This window comes from Kitasatospora hibisci, from assembly GCF_043950205.1.
In the GTDB taxonomy this organism is placed as follows: Bacteria; Actinomycetota; Actinomycetes; order Streptomycetales; family Streptomycetaceae; genus Kitasatospora; species Kitasatospora hibisci.
Genome location: NZ_CP171642.1, coordinates 880,813 through 895,482 on the forward strand (window position 1 = coordinate 880,813; position 14,670 = coordinate 895,482).

General features: G+C 70.7%; 12 protein-coding genes and 2 pseudogenes. 9 read left to right on the forward strand and 5 right to left on the reverse strand.

What is annotated here, in order from left to right; translation table 11 throughout:
* The first annotated feature begins 23 nt into the window (after nt 1-23).
* The 3 genes from ACF9IK_RS04060 (at nt 24) to ACF9IK_RS04070 (ending at nt 3,790) form a co-directional block, all read left to right on the forward strand.
* Nucleotides 24-1,388, forward strand: a complete 1,365-nt coding sequence (locus ACF9IK_RS04060) for an MFS transporter (protein WP_395292861.1) — start codon at nt 24-26, stop codon at nt 1,386-1,388.
* Between the two features lie 178 nt (nt 1,389-1,566).
* Nucleotides 1,567-2,370, forward strand: coding sequence for an MBL fold metallo-hydrolase (locus ACF9IK_RS04065; RefSeq protein ID WP_395292862.1), 804 nt, complete (start codon nt 1,567-1,569; stop codon nt 2,368-2,370).
* A 163-nt stretch (nt 2,371-2,533) separates the two neighbouring features.
* Nucleotides 2,534-3,790: an NAD(P)/FAD-dependent oxidoreductase gene (locus tag ACF9IK_RS04070; protein ID WP_395292863.1), complete on the forward strand. Its 1,257-nt coding sequence runs from the start codon at nt 2,534-2,536 to the stop codon at nt 3,788-3,790.
* Between the two features lie 163 nt (nt 3,791-3,953).
* Here the strand turns inward: ACF9IK_RS04070 and ACF9IK_RS04075 are convergent, their stop codons facing one another.
* Nucleotides 3,954-5,402, reverse strand: a complete 1,449-nt coding sequence (locus tag ACF9IK_RS04075) for an IS1380 family transposase (protein ID WP_395292307.1) — start codon at nt 5,400-5,402, stop codon at nt 3,954-3,956.
* 504 nt (nt 5,403-5,906) lie between these two features.
* Here ACF9IK_RS04075 and ACF9IK_RS04080 point away from each other — a divergent pair.
* Nucleotides 5,907-7,040, forward strand: a complete 1,134-nt coding sequence (locus tag ACF9IK_RS04080) for an IS630 family transposase (RefSeq protein WP_395292864.1) — start codon at nt 5,907-5,909, stop codon at nt 7,038-7,040.
* Here ACF9IK_RS04080 and ACF9IK_RS04085 read toward each other — a convergent pair.
* From ACF9IK_RS04085 to ACF9IK_RS04095, 3 genes are all read right to left on the reverse strand, one after another.
* Entirely contained in the window at nt 6,965-7,216 is a 252-nt protein-coding gene (locus ACF9IK_RS04085) for a DUF6932 family protein (protein WP_395292865.1), read from the reverse strand. The genes ACF9IK_RS04080 and ACF9IK_RS04085 overlap by 76 nt on opposite strands.
* A 278-nt stretch (nt 7,217-7,494) precedes the next feature.
* Nucleotides 7,495-7,863 (reverse strand): restriction endonuclease, encoded by a 369-nt coding sequence (locus ACF9IK_RS04090; RefSeq protein ID WP_395292866.1) that lies wholly within the window; start codon nt 7,861-7,863, stop codon nt 7,495-7,497.
* Nucleotides 7,864-7,866: 3 nt separating this feature from the next.
* On the reverse strand, nt 7,867-8,217 hold the full coding sequence (locus ACF9IK_RS04095; protein WP_395292867.1) for a hypothetical protein: 351 nt from the start codon (nt 8,215-8,217) through the stop codon (nt 7,867-7,869).
* 546 nt (nt 8,218-8,763) lie between these two features.
* On the opposite strand from ACF9IK_RS04095, the gene ACF9IK_RS04100 reads away from it, so the two are divergent.
* The 5 genes and pseudogenes from ACF9IK_RS04100 to ACF9IK_RS04120 all read left to right on the forward strand — a co-directional run.
* Complete coding sequence (locus ACF9IK_RS04100; RefSeq protein ID WP_395292868.1) at nt 8,764-9,219, forward strand: hypothetical protein; 456 nt, start codon at nt 8,764-8,766, stop codon at nt 9,217-9,219.
* Between the two features lie 64 nt (nt 9,220-9,283).
* Entirely contained in the window at nt 9,284-10,123 is an 840-nt protein-coding gene (locus tag ACF9IK_RS04105) for a transposase family protein (RefSeq protein WP_395292869.1), read from the forward strand.
* Nucleotides 10,124-10,241: 118 nt separating this feature from the next.
* Nucleotides 10,242-11,009, forward strand: a pseudogene (locus tag ACF9IK_RS04110) (IS256 family transposase); the annotation flags it as partial.
* A gap of 55 nt (nt 11,010-11,064) precedes the next feature.
* Nucleotides 11,065-13,164, forward strand: coding sequence for an ISAzo13 family transposase (locus ACF9IK_RS04115; protein ID WP_395292870.1), 2,100 nt, complete (start codon nt 11,065-11,067; stop codon nt 13,162-13,164).
* A 7-nt stretch (nt 13,165-13,171) separates the two neighbouring features.
* A pseudogene (locus tag ACF9IK_RS04120) lies at nt 13,172-13,633 on the forward strand (transposase); the annotation flags it as partial.
* A gap of 102 nt (nt 13,634-13,735) precedes the next feature.
* On the opposite strand, the gene ACF9IK_RS04125 reads toward ACF9IK_RS04120, so the two are convergent.
* Nucleotides 13,736-14,185 (reverse strand): hypothetical protein, encoded by a 450-nt coding sequence (locus ACF9IK_RS04125; RefSeq protein WP_395292871.1) that lies wholly within the window; start codon nt 14,183-14,185, stop codon nt 13,736-13,738.
* Nucleotides 14,186-14,670 lie beyond the last annotated feature (485 nt).

Genomic DNA, 14,670 nt, shown 5'->3' on the forward strand with positions numbered 1-14,670 from the left:
TGGGCGGGCGGACGGTACGGGGTATGAGCCCGATCACCGAAGCACCCACCTCCTCCCCGGCCCTCGCCGAGACCTCGACCGCCCCGGGGTCCGCCCGGCACCTCGCCGAGGCCGAACCGACCGAACCTGCCGGGCCTCCCGGGCCTGCCCGGCGCGGTGCCGCCGACCGCCGGAGCCCCGCCGCCCTGCTCGGGATGCTCACCGCTGCGGGCGGGCGCCGTTACGCCGCCGCGCTGCTGGTCGACGCGCTCGGGGCCGGCCTGCTCCGCCCGTTCCTGCTGCTCTACGGCATCGGCGTGCTGCACCTCGGCGCGGGCGCGGCCGGGCTGGCGCTGTCCGCCGGGATGCTGGCAGGCCTGCTGGTGCTGCCGCTGACCGGGCGTTGGATCGACCACGGCGCGCGCAGCCTGCCGGCGGCGGCCACCCTGCTGGTCCGGGCGGCCGGGTCGGCCGCGCTCCTCGGTGCCGACGGGCCGGTCGGCTTCACGGCCGCCGCCGTGTTGCTCGGCATCGGCAGCCAGTCCTGGCCGGCCACCCACGCGGCGGTGGTCAGCACCCTCACCACCGGCCGCACCCGGGATGCCGCAATGGCTGCCGGGCGGACGCTGCGCAACGCCGGACTGGGCGCGGGCGCGCTGCTCGCCACGCTCGCGGTGGCCGGCGGGACGGGCACGGTCCGTGCCCTCGCCGCGGTGACGGCCGCCGCCTGCCTGGTGGCGGCGGCACTGGTCCACTCCCTCCGCGTCACCGGCCCCACCGCCCCGACCGCCACGGCACCGACCGAGCCCGAGACGGCCGCCGGCCGGGCGGCCCCGACCGACCCGGCGCTGCGCCGGATCACGCTGCTGAGCGTGGCCAACCTCCCCTACGCCTTCAGCTTCGACGTGCTGGAGGTGGCCCTGCCCGCCCTGCTCGTGCTCCACCTGCACGCCTCCGCGGCCTGGTCCTCGGGCGTGTTCGTGGGCAACACCGTGCTGGTGATCACACTTCAGCTCGCCGTGGTGCTCCGCCTCGCCGAGCGATCGCGCCGTATCGTCCTGGCCGCGTCCGGCGTCGTCCTCGCCCTCTCCTACCTGGGCTTCTGGGCGGCCGGAGCCGTCGGCGGCACCGGCGGTGCGGTCGCCGTGGCGGCCGTCTCGGTGATCTTCACGCTCGGCGAGATCCTCTACAGTGGCGCCGGAACGGCCCTGGTCGCGGCCGCCGCCCCGCCCGGACTGCTCGGCCGGGCGCTCGCCCGCTGGGAGCTGGCGACGGGCCTCGGCAAGACGCTCGCCCCGGCGGTGCTGACCGCGCTGCTGGCCGCCGGACCGGGTGTGCTGTGGCTCGCCCTCGCCGGGGCCACGCTGCTCGCGGCGGCCGCGGTGGCCCGGCTGGCCCCGGCGGCCTGAGGGCCGCCGCCGGCTGTGCCCGCCCCCTCCGGCCGTGCCCGCCCACGTCCCCGACACGCCGCCGCCCGCCGCCCTCCTCCGGCTCCGTCCGAGGTGCGGGCGGTCCGGCGGTCACCGATGCTGGCCGCGACGCGTGCCCGGTGTTCGGCGGCCGGGCCGGCCCGAGGAAGGACCGCGCATGAGCTCCCTCGACTTCGAGGTCATCGACACGCCCGACAGCTCGCTCAACAAGACGTCCGTGCTGGTGACCGGCCCCAACGACGCGCTGCTGGTGGACGCCGGGTTCACCCGCTCGGACGGACGCCGGCTGGTCGAGCGGGTACGGGCCAGCGGCAAGCGGCTGACCACCGTCTTCGTCAGCCACGGCGACCCCGACTTCTACTTCGGCGCGCAAGAGGTGCAGGACGCCTTCCCGCAGGCCCGGTTCCTGGCCACGACGGCCACCGTGGAGCACATCCAGGAGACCTTCGACGCCAAGCTGAGGGCCTGGTCGCACCTCGGACCCGAGCTGCCGACCCGGCTGGTGCGCCCGGAGCCGATGCACACCGACGAGATCGTCTTCGAGGGCCACCGGTTCGAGCTGCGCGGCGCCGACTTCCACCTCCCGGAGCGGCACTACCTCTGGCAACACCACCACCACACGATCCTGGGCGGCGTTCTGCTCTTCGAGGGCCTGCACGTCTGGACCGCCGACACGCCGACTCCCGCCCAACGGGCCGCCTGGATCGACCTGCTGGACGGCATGGAGGCGCTGGAGCCCCAGTTCGTGGTCGCCGGGCACCGGACCGCCGGCGCGCCCACCGACGCCACCGCGATCAACCACACCCGCGACTACCTGCGGGCCTTCGAGACCGAGGTCGGCCGGTCCCCGGACGCCGCGGCGGCCAGGGACGCGCTGGAACGGCGCTTCCCCGGGCTGGGCATGAAGCTGGCGGTCGACCTCGGGACGAAGGTCGCCAAGGGCGAGCTGGTCTGGGGCTGATCCACCCCGGCCCCCGAGCCCACCCGCGCCGAGCCGAACCCCCACCACCTCGCGCTTCACCCGTTCGGGGGAGCCTGGCGCGGCGCGCCCCGCCTGCCCTCGACACTCCCCCCACCCGGCGGCAGGCTGTCGGTGATTCCGGCCGCAGAACGAGGGGTTCAGCATGAGCACGGGCACAGCAGGAACGGCCGGCGGCGGGGACGGGCGGCCGATCGTCATCGTCGGTGCCTCGCTCGGCGGCGCCAAGGCCGCCGAGGCGCTGCGCGCGGCCGGGTACCGGGGCGGCGTCGTCCTGATCGGCGACGAGCACGAGCGGCCGTACGAGCGGCCGCCGCTCTCCAAGGGCTACCTGCTCGGCAAGACCCCGCGCGAGAAGATCTACGTCCACCCGCCGCAGTGGTACGCCGAGCACGACGTGACGCTGCGCCTCGGCACCGCCGTCGTCGCCGTCGACCCGGCCGCGCACACGGTACGGCTCGCCGACGACGGCCGGATCGAGTACGCCAAGCTGTTGCTCACCACGGGCTCGGTTCCGCGCCGGCTGCCGGTGCCCGGCGCCGAACAGGAGGGCGTGCTCTACCTGCGCCGGGTGGATGACTGCGACCGGATCAAGGCGGCGCTGCGGCCCGGTGCGCGGGTCGTGGTGATCGGGGCCGGCTGGATCGGGTTGGAGACCGCCGCGGCCGCCCGGACGGCCGGCGCCGAGGTCACCGTGCTGGAGGCGGCCGAGCTGCCGCTGCTGCGGGTGCTCGGCCGGGAGGTCGCCCAGGTCTTCGCCGACCTGCACCGCGACCACGGCGTGGAGCTGCGTTTCGACGTCCGGGTCGAGGAGCTGACCGGCGAGGGCGGCCGGGTGACCGGAGTACGGCTGGCGGACGGCGCCACGGTGCCGGCGGACGTGGTGATCGTCGGCATCGGGATCGCACCGGACACCGCGCTCGCCGAGGCGGCCGGCCTGACGGTCGACAACGGGATCAAGACCGACGAGCACCTGCGGACCTCGGACCCGGACGTCTACGCGGCGGGCGACGCGGCCAACGCCTACCACCCGCTGTTCGGCCGCCACCTGCGGGTGGAGCACTGGGCGAACGCGCTCAACCAGCCGCAGACCGCCGCCCGCGCGATGCTCGGCGAGGACGCGGTCCACGACCGGGTGCCGTACTTCTTCACCGACCAGTACGACCTCGGAATGGAGTACACCGGCTACGTCGAGCCCGGGGGCTACGACGGGGTCGTGTTCCGCGGAGACGTGAGGGCCAACGAGTTCATCGCGTTCTGGCTCAAGGACGGCCGGGTCCTCGCCGGTATGAACATGAACATCTGGGATGTCACCGACCCGATCCGCGAACTGATCGTCTCCAAGCGTGTGGTGGACCCCGACCGCCTGACGGACCCGAACGTCGCCCTCGGCGAGGTCTGACCCGAATCCGCAGGTAGTGGCCGACGGCCTGTCAGTTGATCTCTTTGGCTGGTCGTCGGCTGGAGTGTGGGGTGTGTGGGTAGGCCAATGGCCCGGCTGGCGCGTCGGGTGGGCGGCTTTCCAAGGCGGTGGCGGGTGGTTCTGGACCGGTCGGGGCGGTCGGTCAGGCGGACTGGAGGCGGCGGTGGGCTCGGATGCGGGCCAGTGTCTGGCCGATCAGGCTGGCCGCTGCGGCGGTGAACCGGAGCCGACGGCGGCGACCGGTGCTGGTCAACCGGGCGGCGCGGGCGATGAGCAGGCGACGGACGGTGGCGATGCGACGGCGTGCGGTGCCGATGGGTGCGAGCATCTGCAGCCAGGCGGAGAGGTTGTAGGCCAGCAGCGCGCCCCACATCCACATGGCGTTGACGGCGTGGGACGCGGAGGGCAGGTGGTTCAGGCCGGCGCCGTGGGCGGTGTCGCGGAACAGTTCCTCGACCTCGGTGCGGCGACGGAACTCCCACTCCGCGAGCGCGATCTCCTCGTCCAGGTCCAGCACCTCGTTGGTCGTGAAGAACGAGTAGGCGAACGCCTGATCGGCGATGCCGTCCAGCACCAGGGCGAGCTGGTCCCTGCCGACGGTCCGCGAGCGACGCGAGCGCGCGTCGGCCGAGAGGTCGGCCGCGTCGTAGCGGACTCGTCGGGCGATCACCCGGGTGCCTTCCGGCCAGCCGGCCGGTGCGTGGTCCAGCAGGGCGGCCTGCGCGTCGGGATAGTCGAGGGCGTCGATCCAGTCGTCCTCGTGCACGCGGGCGACCGCTCGCCACAGCGCCGTGCTGCGTGGGACGCCGAGCCGGAACAACGCGCCACGGGCCACGATCTTCTCGGCGACCCTGCCCGCGAAGTAGCCGGTGTCCCCCTGGAACAGGACCTGTCCTGTGGCGTTGGCCGCGCGGACGGCGTCCACGGCCCGGTCGATCTGGCCGAGGGCGTGGGTGCGGCCGTCGGAGCGGCCGTCCAGCAGGTCCGCGACCAGTACCACGCCGGCCTGGGCCCAGTGCGCGGCGTGCACCCGTGCGGAGATCTCGCCCTTGTAGGAGCGGACCACCTGTTCCTTGCGGGTGGAGAACACCTCGACGTCCTTCGCGTCCAGGTCGACGGTCACCCGCCCGGACAGGATCCGGGCCCGCTCGGTGACCGGCAGCGCTGCCAGCGCCCGCCCGGTCAGCTTCGCGCACGCGGTCTCCACGCCCTCCCGCTGCGGCTGCCCGAACCGGGCCGCGAGCGTGGCGGCTGTGGTAGCAGCCGGGACCGGTGCGGGCAGCAGCCCTTCGCCGACCGCATCCGCGCGCAGACGGTCGAAGCCGACCAGGTGGTCCTCTCCGGTCAGCTGCACCACCGCGCAGGCCAGCGCGAACTCGCCCCCGGACAGGCCCCGGTCGCGCTCCTTGACCGGGCCGATCCCCGCGTCCAGCGCGGCGGTGACCCCCAGCACCCGGTCCAGCTCGGCAACCAGCAGCAGGCCGCCGTTCTCGGTCAGCGACCCGTCCACCCCGCCCACCTGGGCGTTCAGACGGGTCCAGCGACCACCGGGAGTACGGGAGGCGGTACGGCGACGCGATATCGTCTTCACCAGACAGGTGCACTTTCACGTTCGAGTCGATTAGGCGTAGGAACCTCAATCTTCTCAAACCGAAAGCGCACCTGTCGTCGTATCAGCTACCAGCCTCCGCCACTACCTGCGGATTCGGGTCTGAGACACGACAGGAGCCCTGGTCGGCGAGAAGCCAACCGATCATCGCTGCGAGCCGCACGAACGGGACCGGTTCGGTGGCCAGGGCTTCATTCCGTGGGCGTACAACCCTCGCCGACGAAGGCGGTCGTCAGCCATTTCGAGCCGGGATTGCCTCGAATGGCCCGCTCGGCGTAGGGGTTCATGAGTAGCGTGGCGTCCACGTTGTGAGGGTCCAGCTTGGCGCTGACGAAGCTGCCTCCCAGCCACACGCTGTGGATGAGTTCGCGGCCCTGGAGCAGCGGCTCGAACTGCTCCTCTAGTGCCGCTTCAGGGAACGTTCGCCTCGTTGTGACGCGACGTCCGGTTGCTGCGCCGGCGACACCGAACCATCAGAATGATCACGTGGCTGAACGCGTGCAGGTCCGGGAGATCGATGACGACGAGGGCAGACGGTTGCTGCGGATCGTCCGCCGGGGAACCGGGTCGGTGGTGACCTGGCGGCGGGCCCAGATGGTGCTGCTGTCCGCGCAGGGCATGCCCGTGGCGAAGATCGCCGAGGTCACGTTCACCAGCGCGGACCGGGTGCGCGACGTGATCCACAACTTCAACGCCGACGGCTTCGAGGCGCTCTACCCGAAGTACCGGGGCGGGCGGCCAAAGACGTTCACTCTGCCAGAGCGCCGCGAGATCAAGAAGATCGCCAAGTCCAAGCCGGCCGAGCACGGCCTGCCGTTCTCGACCTGGAGCCTGGTCAAGCTGGCCGACTTCCTGGTCGCCGAGGGGGTGGTCGACGACATCAGCCACGAGGGCCTTCGAGTCCTGCTCCGCGAGGAGGGCGTCTCGTTTCAACGTGTGAAGACCTGGAAGGCCTCCCGCGATCCGGACTACGCGATCAAGAAGGCCCGCGTCGAGCACCTGTACGCGATCGCCGACGGCGAGGTGATACCCGAGGAGGGCGAACCCGAAGTCGTCTTCTGCCTGGACGAGTTCGGTCCGCTCAACCTTCAGCCCCACCCTGGTCGGCAGTGGGCCGAGCGCGGTGGCAAGGGCAAGGATCCCGACAGGGAGCCCCGGCCCAGGCGGCGGGCGACCTACACCCGCCCGTACGGGGTCAGGCACCTGTTCGCCGCCTACGACCTGGCCAAGGACAAGCTCTACGGACACGTCAAGAAGACCAAGAACCGGTCGAAGTTCCTGGAGTTCTGCCGCTATCTGCGAAGCCTGTACCCGGCCGACATTCGGATCGCGATCGTCTGTGACAACTACTCGCCGCATCTGACGACCAAGCGGTGCCAGCGGGTCGGGACGTGGGCGGCGGCGAACAACGTCGAGATCGCCTACACCCCGACCAACTCCTCCTGGCTGAACCGCATCGAGGCCCAGTTCACCGCCCTGCGGTACTTCACCCTGGACGGCACCGACCACGCCAGCCACAAGGAACAGGGCAGCATGATCCGCCGCTACATCATCTGGCGGAACAAGCACGCCGCCGACGAACGGCTACGCGAGATCGTAGACAGGGCGAACGTTGCCTGATGCGGCACTAGGTGGATGAACTGGTAGAGGTACTCCTGGAGGCCCTGCCAGACGTGGGACCGGGTGGTGGAGGCTTGGAAGAGCTCCGCATGGACGAAGGCTTCCGCGGACTGCGTGATGGTCAGCCGGTAGCGGCCGGGCGGTAGATACCCGCGGTCGTTGAAGTCTGGCAGCACGGGCCCCCTTACCGGTCGTGGAGTGACCTTGGCCGCAGATCGGCGGGTGGTGGCCGCCCTGTCGGAAGATCGTGCAGAGATGTGATCTCACGGACCTGCGACCGTTCGCCAGGGTCCTGGCGCCCGGGTGCTGCGGATGCCGGGGAGGGAGTCTTCCCGTTGTCGGGGCTCGGCTGTCAGGTGTGCCGCCCCGGCCCGGGATCGATGTCGAGGACCTGGTAGAGGTGCTGGCCGGCGCCCCAGCGGGCGAGGCGTTCGCGGTCGACGAGGTGGAGGTGCTACCGGGTGGCGAAGGCGGCAGCGGGTTCGGTGAAGCCGTTGAGCGCCACGACGACCGGGACCGCGGCGCCGTGGATGGGCCGGGCGGTCCCGTTGAACCTCTGGACGGCCTCCGACCCCAGCGGGGTCGCGTGCCGCTTGCACTGCAGCACCACCCGCCGTCCCAGCCCGTCCACTGCGACGACGTCGGCCCCGAGGTCCCCGGCGCCACCGACCCGTGCGGCGTCGATGAATCCGTCGCGTTCCAGCAGTTCGCGGCACATCTCCTCGAAGCGGGTCGGTGTGGCGGCCTCGAACGTCTCCAGGGTGTAGTCGAGGGAGCGCCGTGTGTAGGACGCGGCGGGTTCCGCGGGCGTCGCCTGACGCACTGGTCAGTGGGCCCACTGGTCGATATGGCCGGTGACGGACGCCGCGGCCCTGGTGCGGGCGAGCGTGAACCGCATGGCGATGCCGGCGCGGACCATGGCCCACAGCGGCCTCAGGAATCGGCGCAGCGGTGGGCCGAGGGCGGTGCGCCGAAGTGCCAGACGCAAGGCGATGAATACCGCGGTGGCACCGCCGAGTGCTGCGGCGGCGGCCAGCGGATGGCCCCACAGCCAGGCCCCGGTCTGCACGACGATGCCGAGCGCGAAGAAGCCCATCAGGAACGCAAGACCGCTGTCGCTGTCGTCGTCGGTACCCGTGCCGTCCTGCCGCCGCGATCGTCCTTCGCCGGAAGTCATACCTGTCACCCACCGTTTCCTTCCCGTCCGACGAGAGGGTAGAGCCCGACCGCAGTCCCGGTTCACGCTTCTGATGAATCGCCGTGATGCGAGGCTTGTTGCGGCTTGGACGGGCTGGCGGAGGACGGGCGGCCGCTGACCGGCCCGCGGCGCGAACGCCCCTCTTCTGCGCCCCCGGCGTACACCGCCGGTTTCCGCCAGATCCATCGACGATGCCACCGCACCGCCGAAACCGGGCATTCGTCCAGCTGGCAGACGGTCCGCACGGTGACTGCCTCAGCTGCGGATGGCGTCCCGTGGAGTGGTGTAGCAGAGATCTTGGAGTAACCCCTGGTCATGGGGCAGCCATCGCGCAACTCTCTGAGTAGAACGGCGAGTTCACTGAGTGGTGTGCATCGTGAAGGTGCAGGTCACGGGCCTGGTGTGATTCCGTGGCGGGATGCTCGTGCTGGTCGCGGGCGGCAGTCTGTCGGGTAGATCGTCTGGCAGGGAGGTCTTCGCGGGTTCTGGTCTGTTCCCGTCCGCGATGCTCGTACGCTCCCGGGCATGGTGGACCCCGAGGTGCTGGAACGGATCGCCGCGCGCCGCGCGGAACTGGACGGACTGGAAGAAGGGCTGGTCAAGCAGCTGGACCGGGTGCGGGCCGAGCGGGACGAACTCGCGGTCACCGAGCGGGTCCTGGCACGGATGGGCGAGCGGATCGCCGAGGAGCGGGCTGCCGCCGCGCCGACGTCGGCGCAGGTCGGCGGGCGTGCGGTGCTGCTTGTCCCGCACCGGAGCGACGGCGTGAACGAGGCCGCGCTTCCCGGTGACTACCGCCGGATTCTGTCGATCGTGCGGGCTGCCGGCGGTCCGGTGCAGGTGCGGGCGGTGGGCGAGGAGCTGGGCCTTCAGGTGGAGGTGCGCGGGAAGCTGGAGCCGCTGCGGGCGAAGCTGGTCAAACTCGCTGACCGCGGCTGGCTGCACAAACGCGGCGACGGGAAGTTCACCGCACGCCTGTAGCCGCGCCGGATGCAGGCACCCGTGAGGCGTAACCAGCGGGCCCTCGACGGCGGTTGAGTTTGGTGTGAAGAAAGACAACGGTCTCGCCGAGGGCCCTGACGGTCTTGTCTACACCGCCCGCCTGCCGCTGTCGAGCGCCACCTTGAACTGGCTCGCCGACCTGATACGCGGCCACTGCAAGAAGATCGGCTCCAGGTGGCGGGCCCTGCCCGCGGGAAGGATCGCCGGGATCGTGCTGGCGGTGCTGCGCTGTGACCAGCGGCCCGGCGACCTGGCCGGCGGGAACGGGGTGCATCGCACCACCGTCACCCGGTGGGTGCGGGAGGTCGTCGGACTGTTGGCCGCCCGTGCCCCGCGCCTGGACCGGGCGTTGAAGAAGATCGCCCGATCGGGTGGCGGGGTGGTGCTGCTGGACGGCTCCCTGATACGCACCCGCCGCCGCACCGGGACCGCGAACCGGAAGAACTACTCCGGCAAGCACAAGTGCCACGGCCTGCTCGTGATCGCACTCACCGACGACCGGGGTCGACTCGTGTGGATCTCCGCGGTCCGGCCCGGACGCACCTCGGAGATCACCGCCTGCCGCCACGACAAACTCACCGCTCATCTGCGCGCGGCCGGCCTCGGCGCGATCGCCGACCTGGGTTTCGTCGGCCTCGACGACAGCGCCCCGGACACCGACCCGGCGGTGATCACCGGCTACAAGGCCGCCCGCAACCGACCCCTGACCAGGGGGCAGAAGCTGTCCAACAAGGCGTTGGCCGCGGTCCGGGCCCCGGTCGAGCACGGCTTCGCGCACCTGAAGAACTGGCGCGTGCTCGGCAAGGTCCGCACCGACCCGAAGTGGGCGACCGCGCTGGTGCGGGCCCTGCTGGTCCTGACGAACCGGGAAGTCGCCCGCTGACCGACGATCTTCGCCGAAGTCATCCGCCCATGACCAGCGCGAGCACGCCGACATCGACGCACACCAGGCCTGTGACCTGCACCTTCACGATGCACACCACTCACTCGGGAGGTACGCGATGGCCTTGTCCCAGTCTGACCTACTCCGCCTCATGGAGTCACTGCGTACGGCGGACGGAATCGAGTTGATCAGGGTCCTCGCCCAGCGGATGCTGCAGGAGCTGATCGAGGCCGAGGCCACCGCCCGGATCGGCGCGGAGCCGGGCGAGCGCACCGAGGCCCGCACGACCTGGCGCAACGGCCACCGCGACAAGACGCTCACCACGCAGGCCGGCGATCTGGACCTGGCCATCCCCAAGGTCCGCACCGGCAGCTTCTTCCCCAGCCTGCTCGAACGACGTCGCCGGATCGACCAGGCCCTCTACGCGGTCATCATGGAGGCCTACGTCCTGGGCGTGTCCACCCGCTCGGTCGACGACCTGGTCAAAGCCCTCGGCGCGGACACCGGCGTCTCCAAGAGCGAGGTCTCCCGCATCTGCGCGGACCTGGACGAACAGCTCACCGCCTTCCGGATCCGGCCCCTGGGCCACACCCGCTTCCCCTACATCTACCTCGATGCCACCTACTGCAAGGCCCGGGTGAACCACCAGATCGTCTCGCGGGCCGTGGTGGTCGCCACCGGGATCACCGAGGACGGCGGCCGCGAGGTGCTCGGGGTGATGGTGGGCGACAGCGAGACCGAGGTGTTCTGGGCCGAGTTCCTGCGCTCCCTGCGCGAGCGCGGCCTGTCCGGGGTCCGGCTGGTCATCGGCGATCACCACAGCGGTCTGGTCAAGGCGATCCGCAAGGTCATGCTCGGTGCCGCCTATCAGCGCTGTCGCGTTCACTGAACCTGTAGAGAAACAAAGCGTCGCTTCCGTCTGCCGGCGTCGTTGACCTGGTATGGCGCTTCCGGAGGGGGTGCACGGCCAACTCGCCGTGCGATTCATGGTGTTGCTGCCGCATCTGAACGAGCGGCAGCGACGGTTGTTGTGTGCGACGGAGGCCAGGCTGCTCGGGCATGGCGGCATCCGGGCCGTCGCCCGAGCCGCCAAGGTGAGCGAGACGACGGTCCGCCGAGGCGTCTTCGAGTTGGAGTCCGGCGAGGTGGCGCTTTCCGAAGGGCGGGTACGCAGGCCGGGCGGGGGACGCAAACGCGCCGAGGAGGTCGACTCCGGGGTACTGTCCGCCCTGATGGCGCTGGTCGAGCCGGACGAGCGAGGCGATCCGATGTCGCCACTTCGCTGGACGACGAAATCGCTGCGGAGCCTGGCCCAGGAACTGACCCGCCAGGGTCACCCCGTCTCGGCGATGACGGTGGGCCGGCTGCTGAAGGAGAACGGATTCAGCCTGCAGGCCCAGGCCAAGACGCTGGAGGGCAAGCAACATCCGGACCGGGACGCCCAGTTCCGCTATATCAACGAGCAGGTCAAGCAGCGGCAGGCTGACGGCGAGCCGGTGATCAGCGTGGACACGAAGAAGAAGGAGATGCTCGGCCAGCTGCCGAACGTGGGCCGGCAGTGGCGGCCGAAGGGGGACCCGGTCCAGGTGGAGGACCACAGCTTCTTCACCGGGCCGAAGGGCGGTGCGGCCATCCCGTACGGCATCTACGACCTGACCGCCGATACCGGCTGGGTCAACGTCGGCGTCGACCACGACACATCCACCTTCGCGGTAGCCTCCATCCGCCGCTGGTGGCAGGCCCGCGGCCACCGCGACTACCCGCAGGCCACCCGCCTGCTGATCACCGCGGACGCGGGCGGTTCGAACAGCTACCGCTACCGTGTCTGGAAGTCCGAACTGGCCGCCTTGGCGGCCGAGACGGGCCTGGCCATCACGGTGTGTCACTTTCCGCCCGGCACGTCAAAATGGAACAAGGTCGAGCACCGCTTGTTCTCCCATATCGCGATGAACTGGCGCGGACGCCCACTGACCAGCCACGAAGTGGTCGTCAAGACCATCGCCGCGACGCGGACCCGCACCGGGCTGCAGGTCGAGGCCGAACTCGACCCGGGCTCGTATCCCACGGGCATCACGGTCAGCAAGACGTACCTGGACTCGCTCCCGATCGAACAGCACCCCGAGCGCGGAACCTGGAACTACACAATCCACCCCGTCGGCCCTGGCCCCAGCGAGCACGAAGCGGTCCACCGGCCCGGGGAAGCGGCCCGCACCGAGTTCCTGGAGATGCTGGCCGACCCGCTGCTGACCGGGATGACGCGGGAAGAGCTGGCCGCACTGAGCGACCGGCTGGCTCCCGTGCAGGCAGCACAGCGGGAAGAACGCTGCTACCAGCAGCGTGGCGGGCGACGGCGCCAGGCACCCGGCGACCACGGCCGGCCCCTGCTGACCGGCCCCGACAAGGTGCTGATCACCGTGCTCTACCTGCGGCAGGTCTGTTCCCAGAAGGTCTTGTACGACATGCTCGCGCTCAGCGACCGCACGATCAGCAAGGCCATCGGCGACACGCGCCGACTGCTGGACGACACCGGCATCGGTGTCGGGCTGTCCACAGTCCGGTTTACCAAGCCGGACCACCTGGTGGCGTTCCTGCACACCGGAATGTCATCCAGCGAAGTCCGGCCCCTGCTGCCGGAACAGCTCTCCGACCCGGCACTGACCGGCATGAGCCGCACCGCCCTCCACGCTCTGATCGACCGGCTCTCGAAGCGGCAGGCCGCACTGGTCGAACGACGGCGCTTCACACAGCGCGGTGGGCACCGTCAGCCTGGGACCCGCGCCGGGGTGTTCCGACAGAAGATCACCGACGCCGAGCGAGTCCTGGCCACCGTGCTTATGGATCGCAAGGTCTGCACCGGAGAAGTCCTTACCGAGCTCTTCCGAATCAGCAGGGGAACCCTCACGAACGCCTTCCGCGACGTCCGCCCACTGCTGGAAGAGGACGGAATCACTTTCCCGCCGGCACCGGTGACCCACCGCACTGCCGAAGCCCTCCTCGCCAGCACCGCCACGTCCAACACGCCAACACGACCAGCAACTTGATTACGTACAGGTTCACTTCCTGCGGAACGCCTTTGCGATCATCCCGAAGGAGGCCGGTGAGATGGTCGCCGCGACGATCCGCACGATCTTCGCCCAGCCGGCCGAGGCCGCGGTCCGGGCCCAGCTGGACACCGTCGCCGAGATGCTCGGCAAGCAGTTCCCCAAGGTCAAAGCGATGCTGCTGGAGGCCAAGGACGACCTGACCGCCTTCGCGGCCTTCCCCGAGCGACATTGGAAGAAGATCCAGTCCACCAACCCACTGGAGCGGATCAACCGCGAGATCAAACGCCGCACCGACGTCGTCCAGGTCTTCCCCAACGACGATGCGCTCCTGCGGCTGGTCACTGCCGTGCTGTTCGAGATGCACGACGAATGGATCGCCTTCCCCCGCCGCTACCTGCCCGAGGGAAGCATGGACCAGATCTACCCCGGCGAGCGCACCCGCGACGAACTCCCGCCCGTTTCATGACCGTTGGCGCACGACCACTACACCACGTCAAGGGACACGACCACGGCGGGCGGAGGCACTTTGTGTGCCCCAGCCCGCCGCCCCTCCGCGGGCGCGGCTGTTTCAGCGGCGGAAGCCGCGGTGGGGGTCGCGGGCCGTGATGTTCCCGAATGGTTCGAACCAGGACTGCGCGCGCAGGTCGCCCACGCCGAGCTGACGGTTGGCGTCCCCGTCGGGGTCCTCGATGCCGTCGAAGCGGGGGCTATAGAGCATGAGGACGTCGGTGTCCTGGAAGAACATGTCCGTGCAGGCGCCGAAGTCGTAGTCGTCGCGGTGGGTCGGCAGCGTGTTGTGGGTGTCGACCCCGGTCTCGTCGGGGTCGTCCTCGAGCTCGTCGACCCGGTCGCGGGCGTCGTCGATGGCAAGGTACAGGGCGAGTTCCTCGGCGGTGCAGGTCGGCTGCGGCCAGTGGCCGTGTTCGAGGTCGTCGGCGAGGTCGTCGGCGGCGCGGGCGAAGCGGCGCCGCCACTGGAGGTCGGTGGCGAAGGTCAGTTTCGGCAGTCGCGGGAACACGCCCCAATTACCTTCGTGCTCGTCCGGTACGAGGCGTCCGTCGCCGAGTTCCTCGGCGTCGTCGTACGCCTCGTCGGCCAGGCGCGACAGCGCGGTGTGGAGGAGGTCTGCCGTGCGGGGGGGTCAGCTGCCACCGGCAGCGTTCGTCCTCGCAGTGCGGGGGCTCCATGGGGAAGAGCGTACTGAAGTCGGGGAGTTCCTCCTCGCGTCCACGGTCGGGGGCCTGCCCGGCCTGGGAGGCCCGCCGGCCCGAGCCGAAGTCCACCACGACCGGCTCAGCACTCCACGGGGCGACCTCATCCCCCTTGTTCCGCCGCAGCAGGGAGGCCTGGCTGCGGCGGCGGTCTTGTGTGCCTGGGTGGCGGAGCTCGCGGCCGAGTCGGAAGCGGCGGCCTGGGCGGTGCTCGCGGCGGTGGCGGCGTCCCCGGCGTGTGCGGCGGCGGCTTCGGCAGCTGCGGCCGCCGAATCGGCGTGGGCAGCGCCGG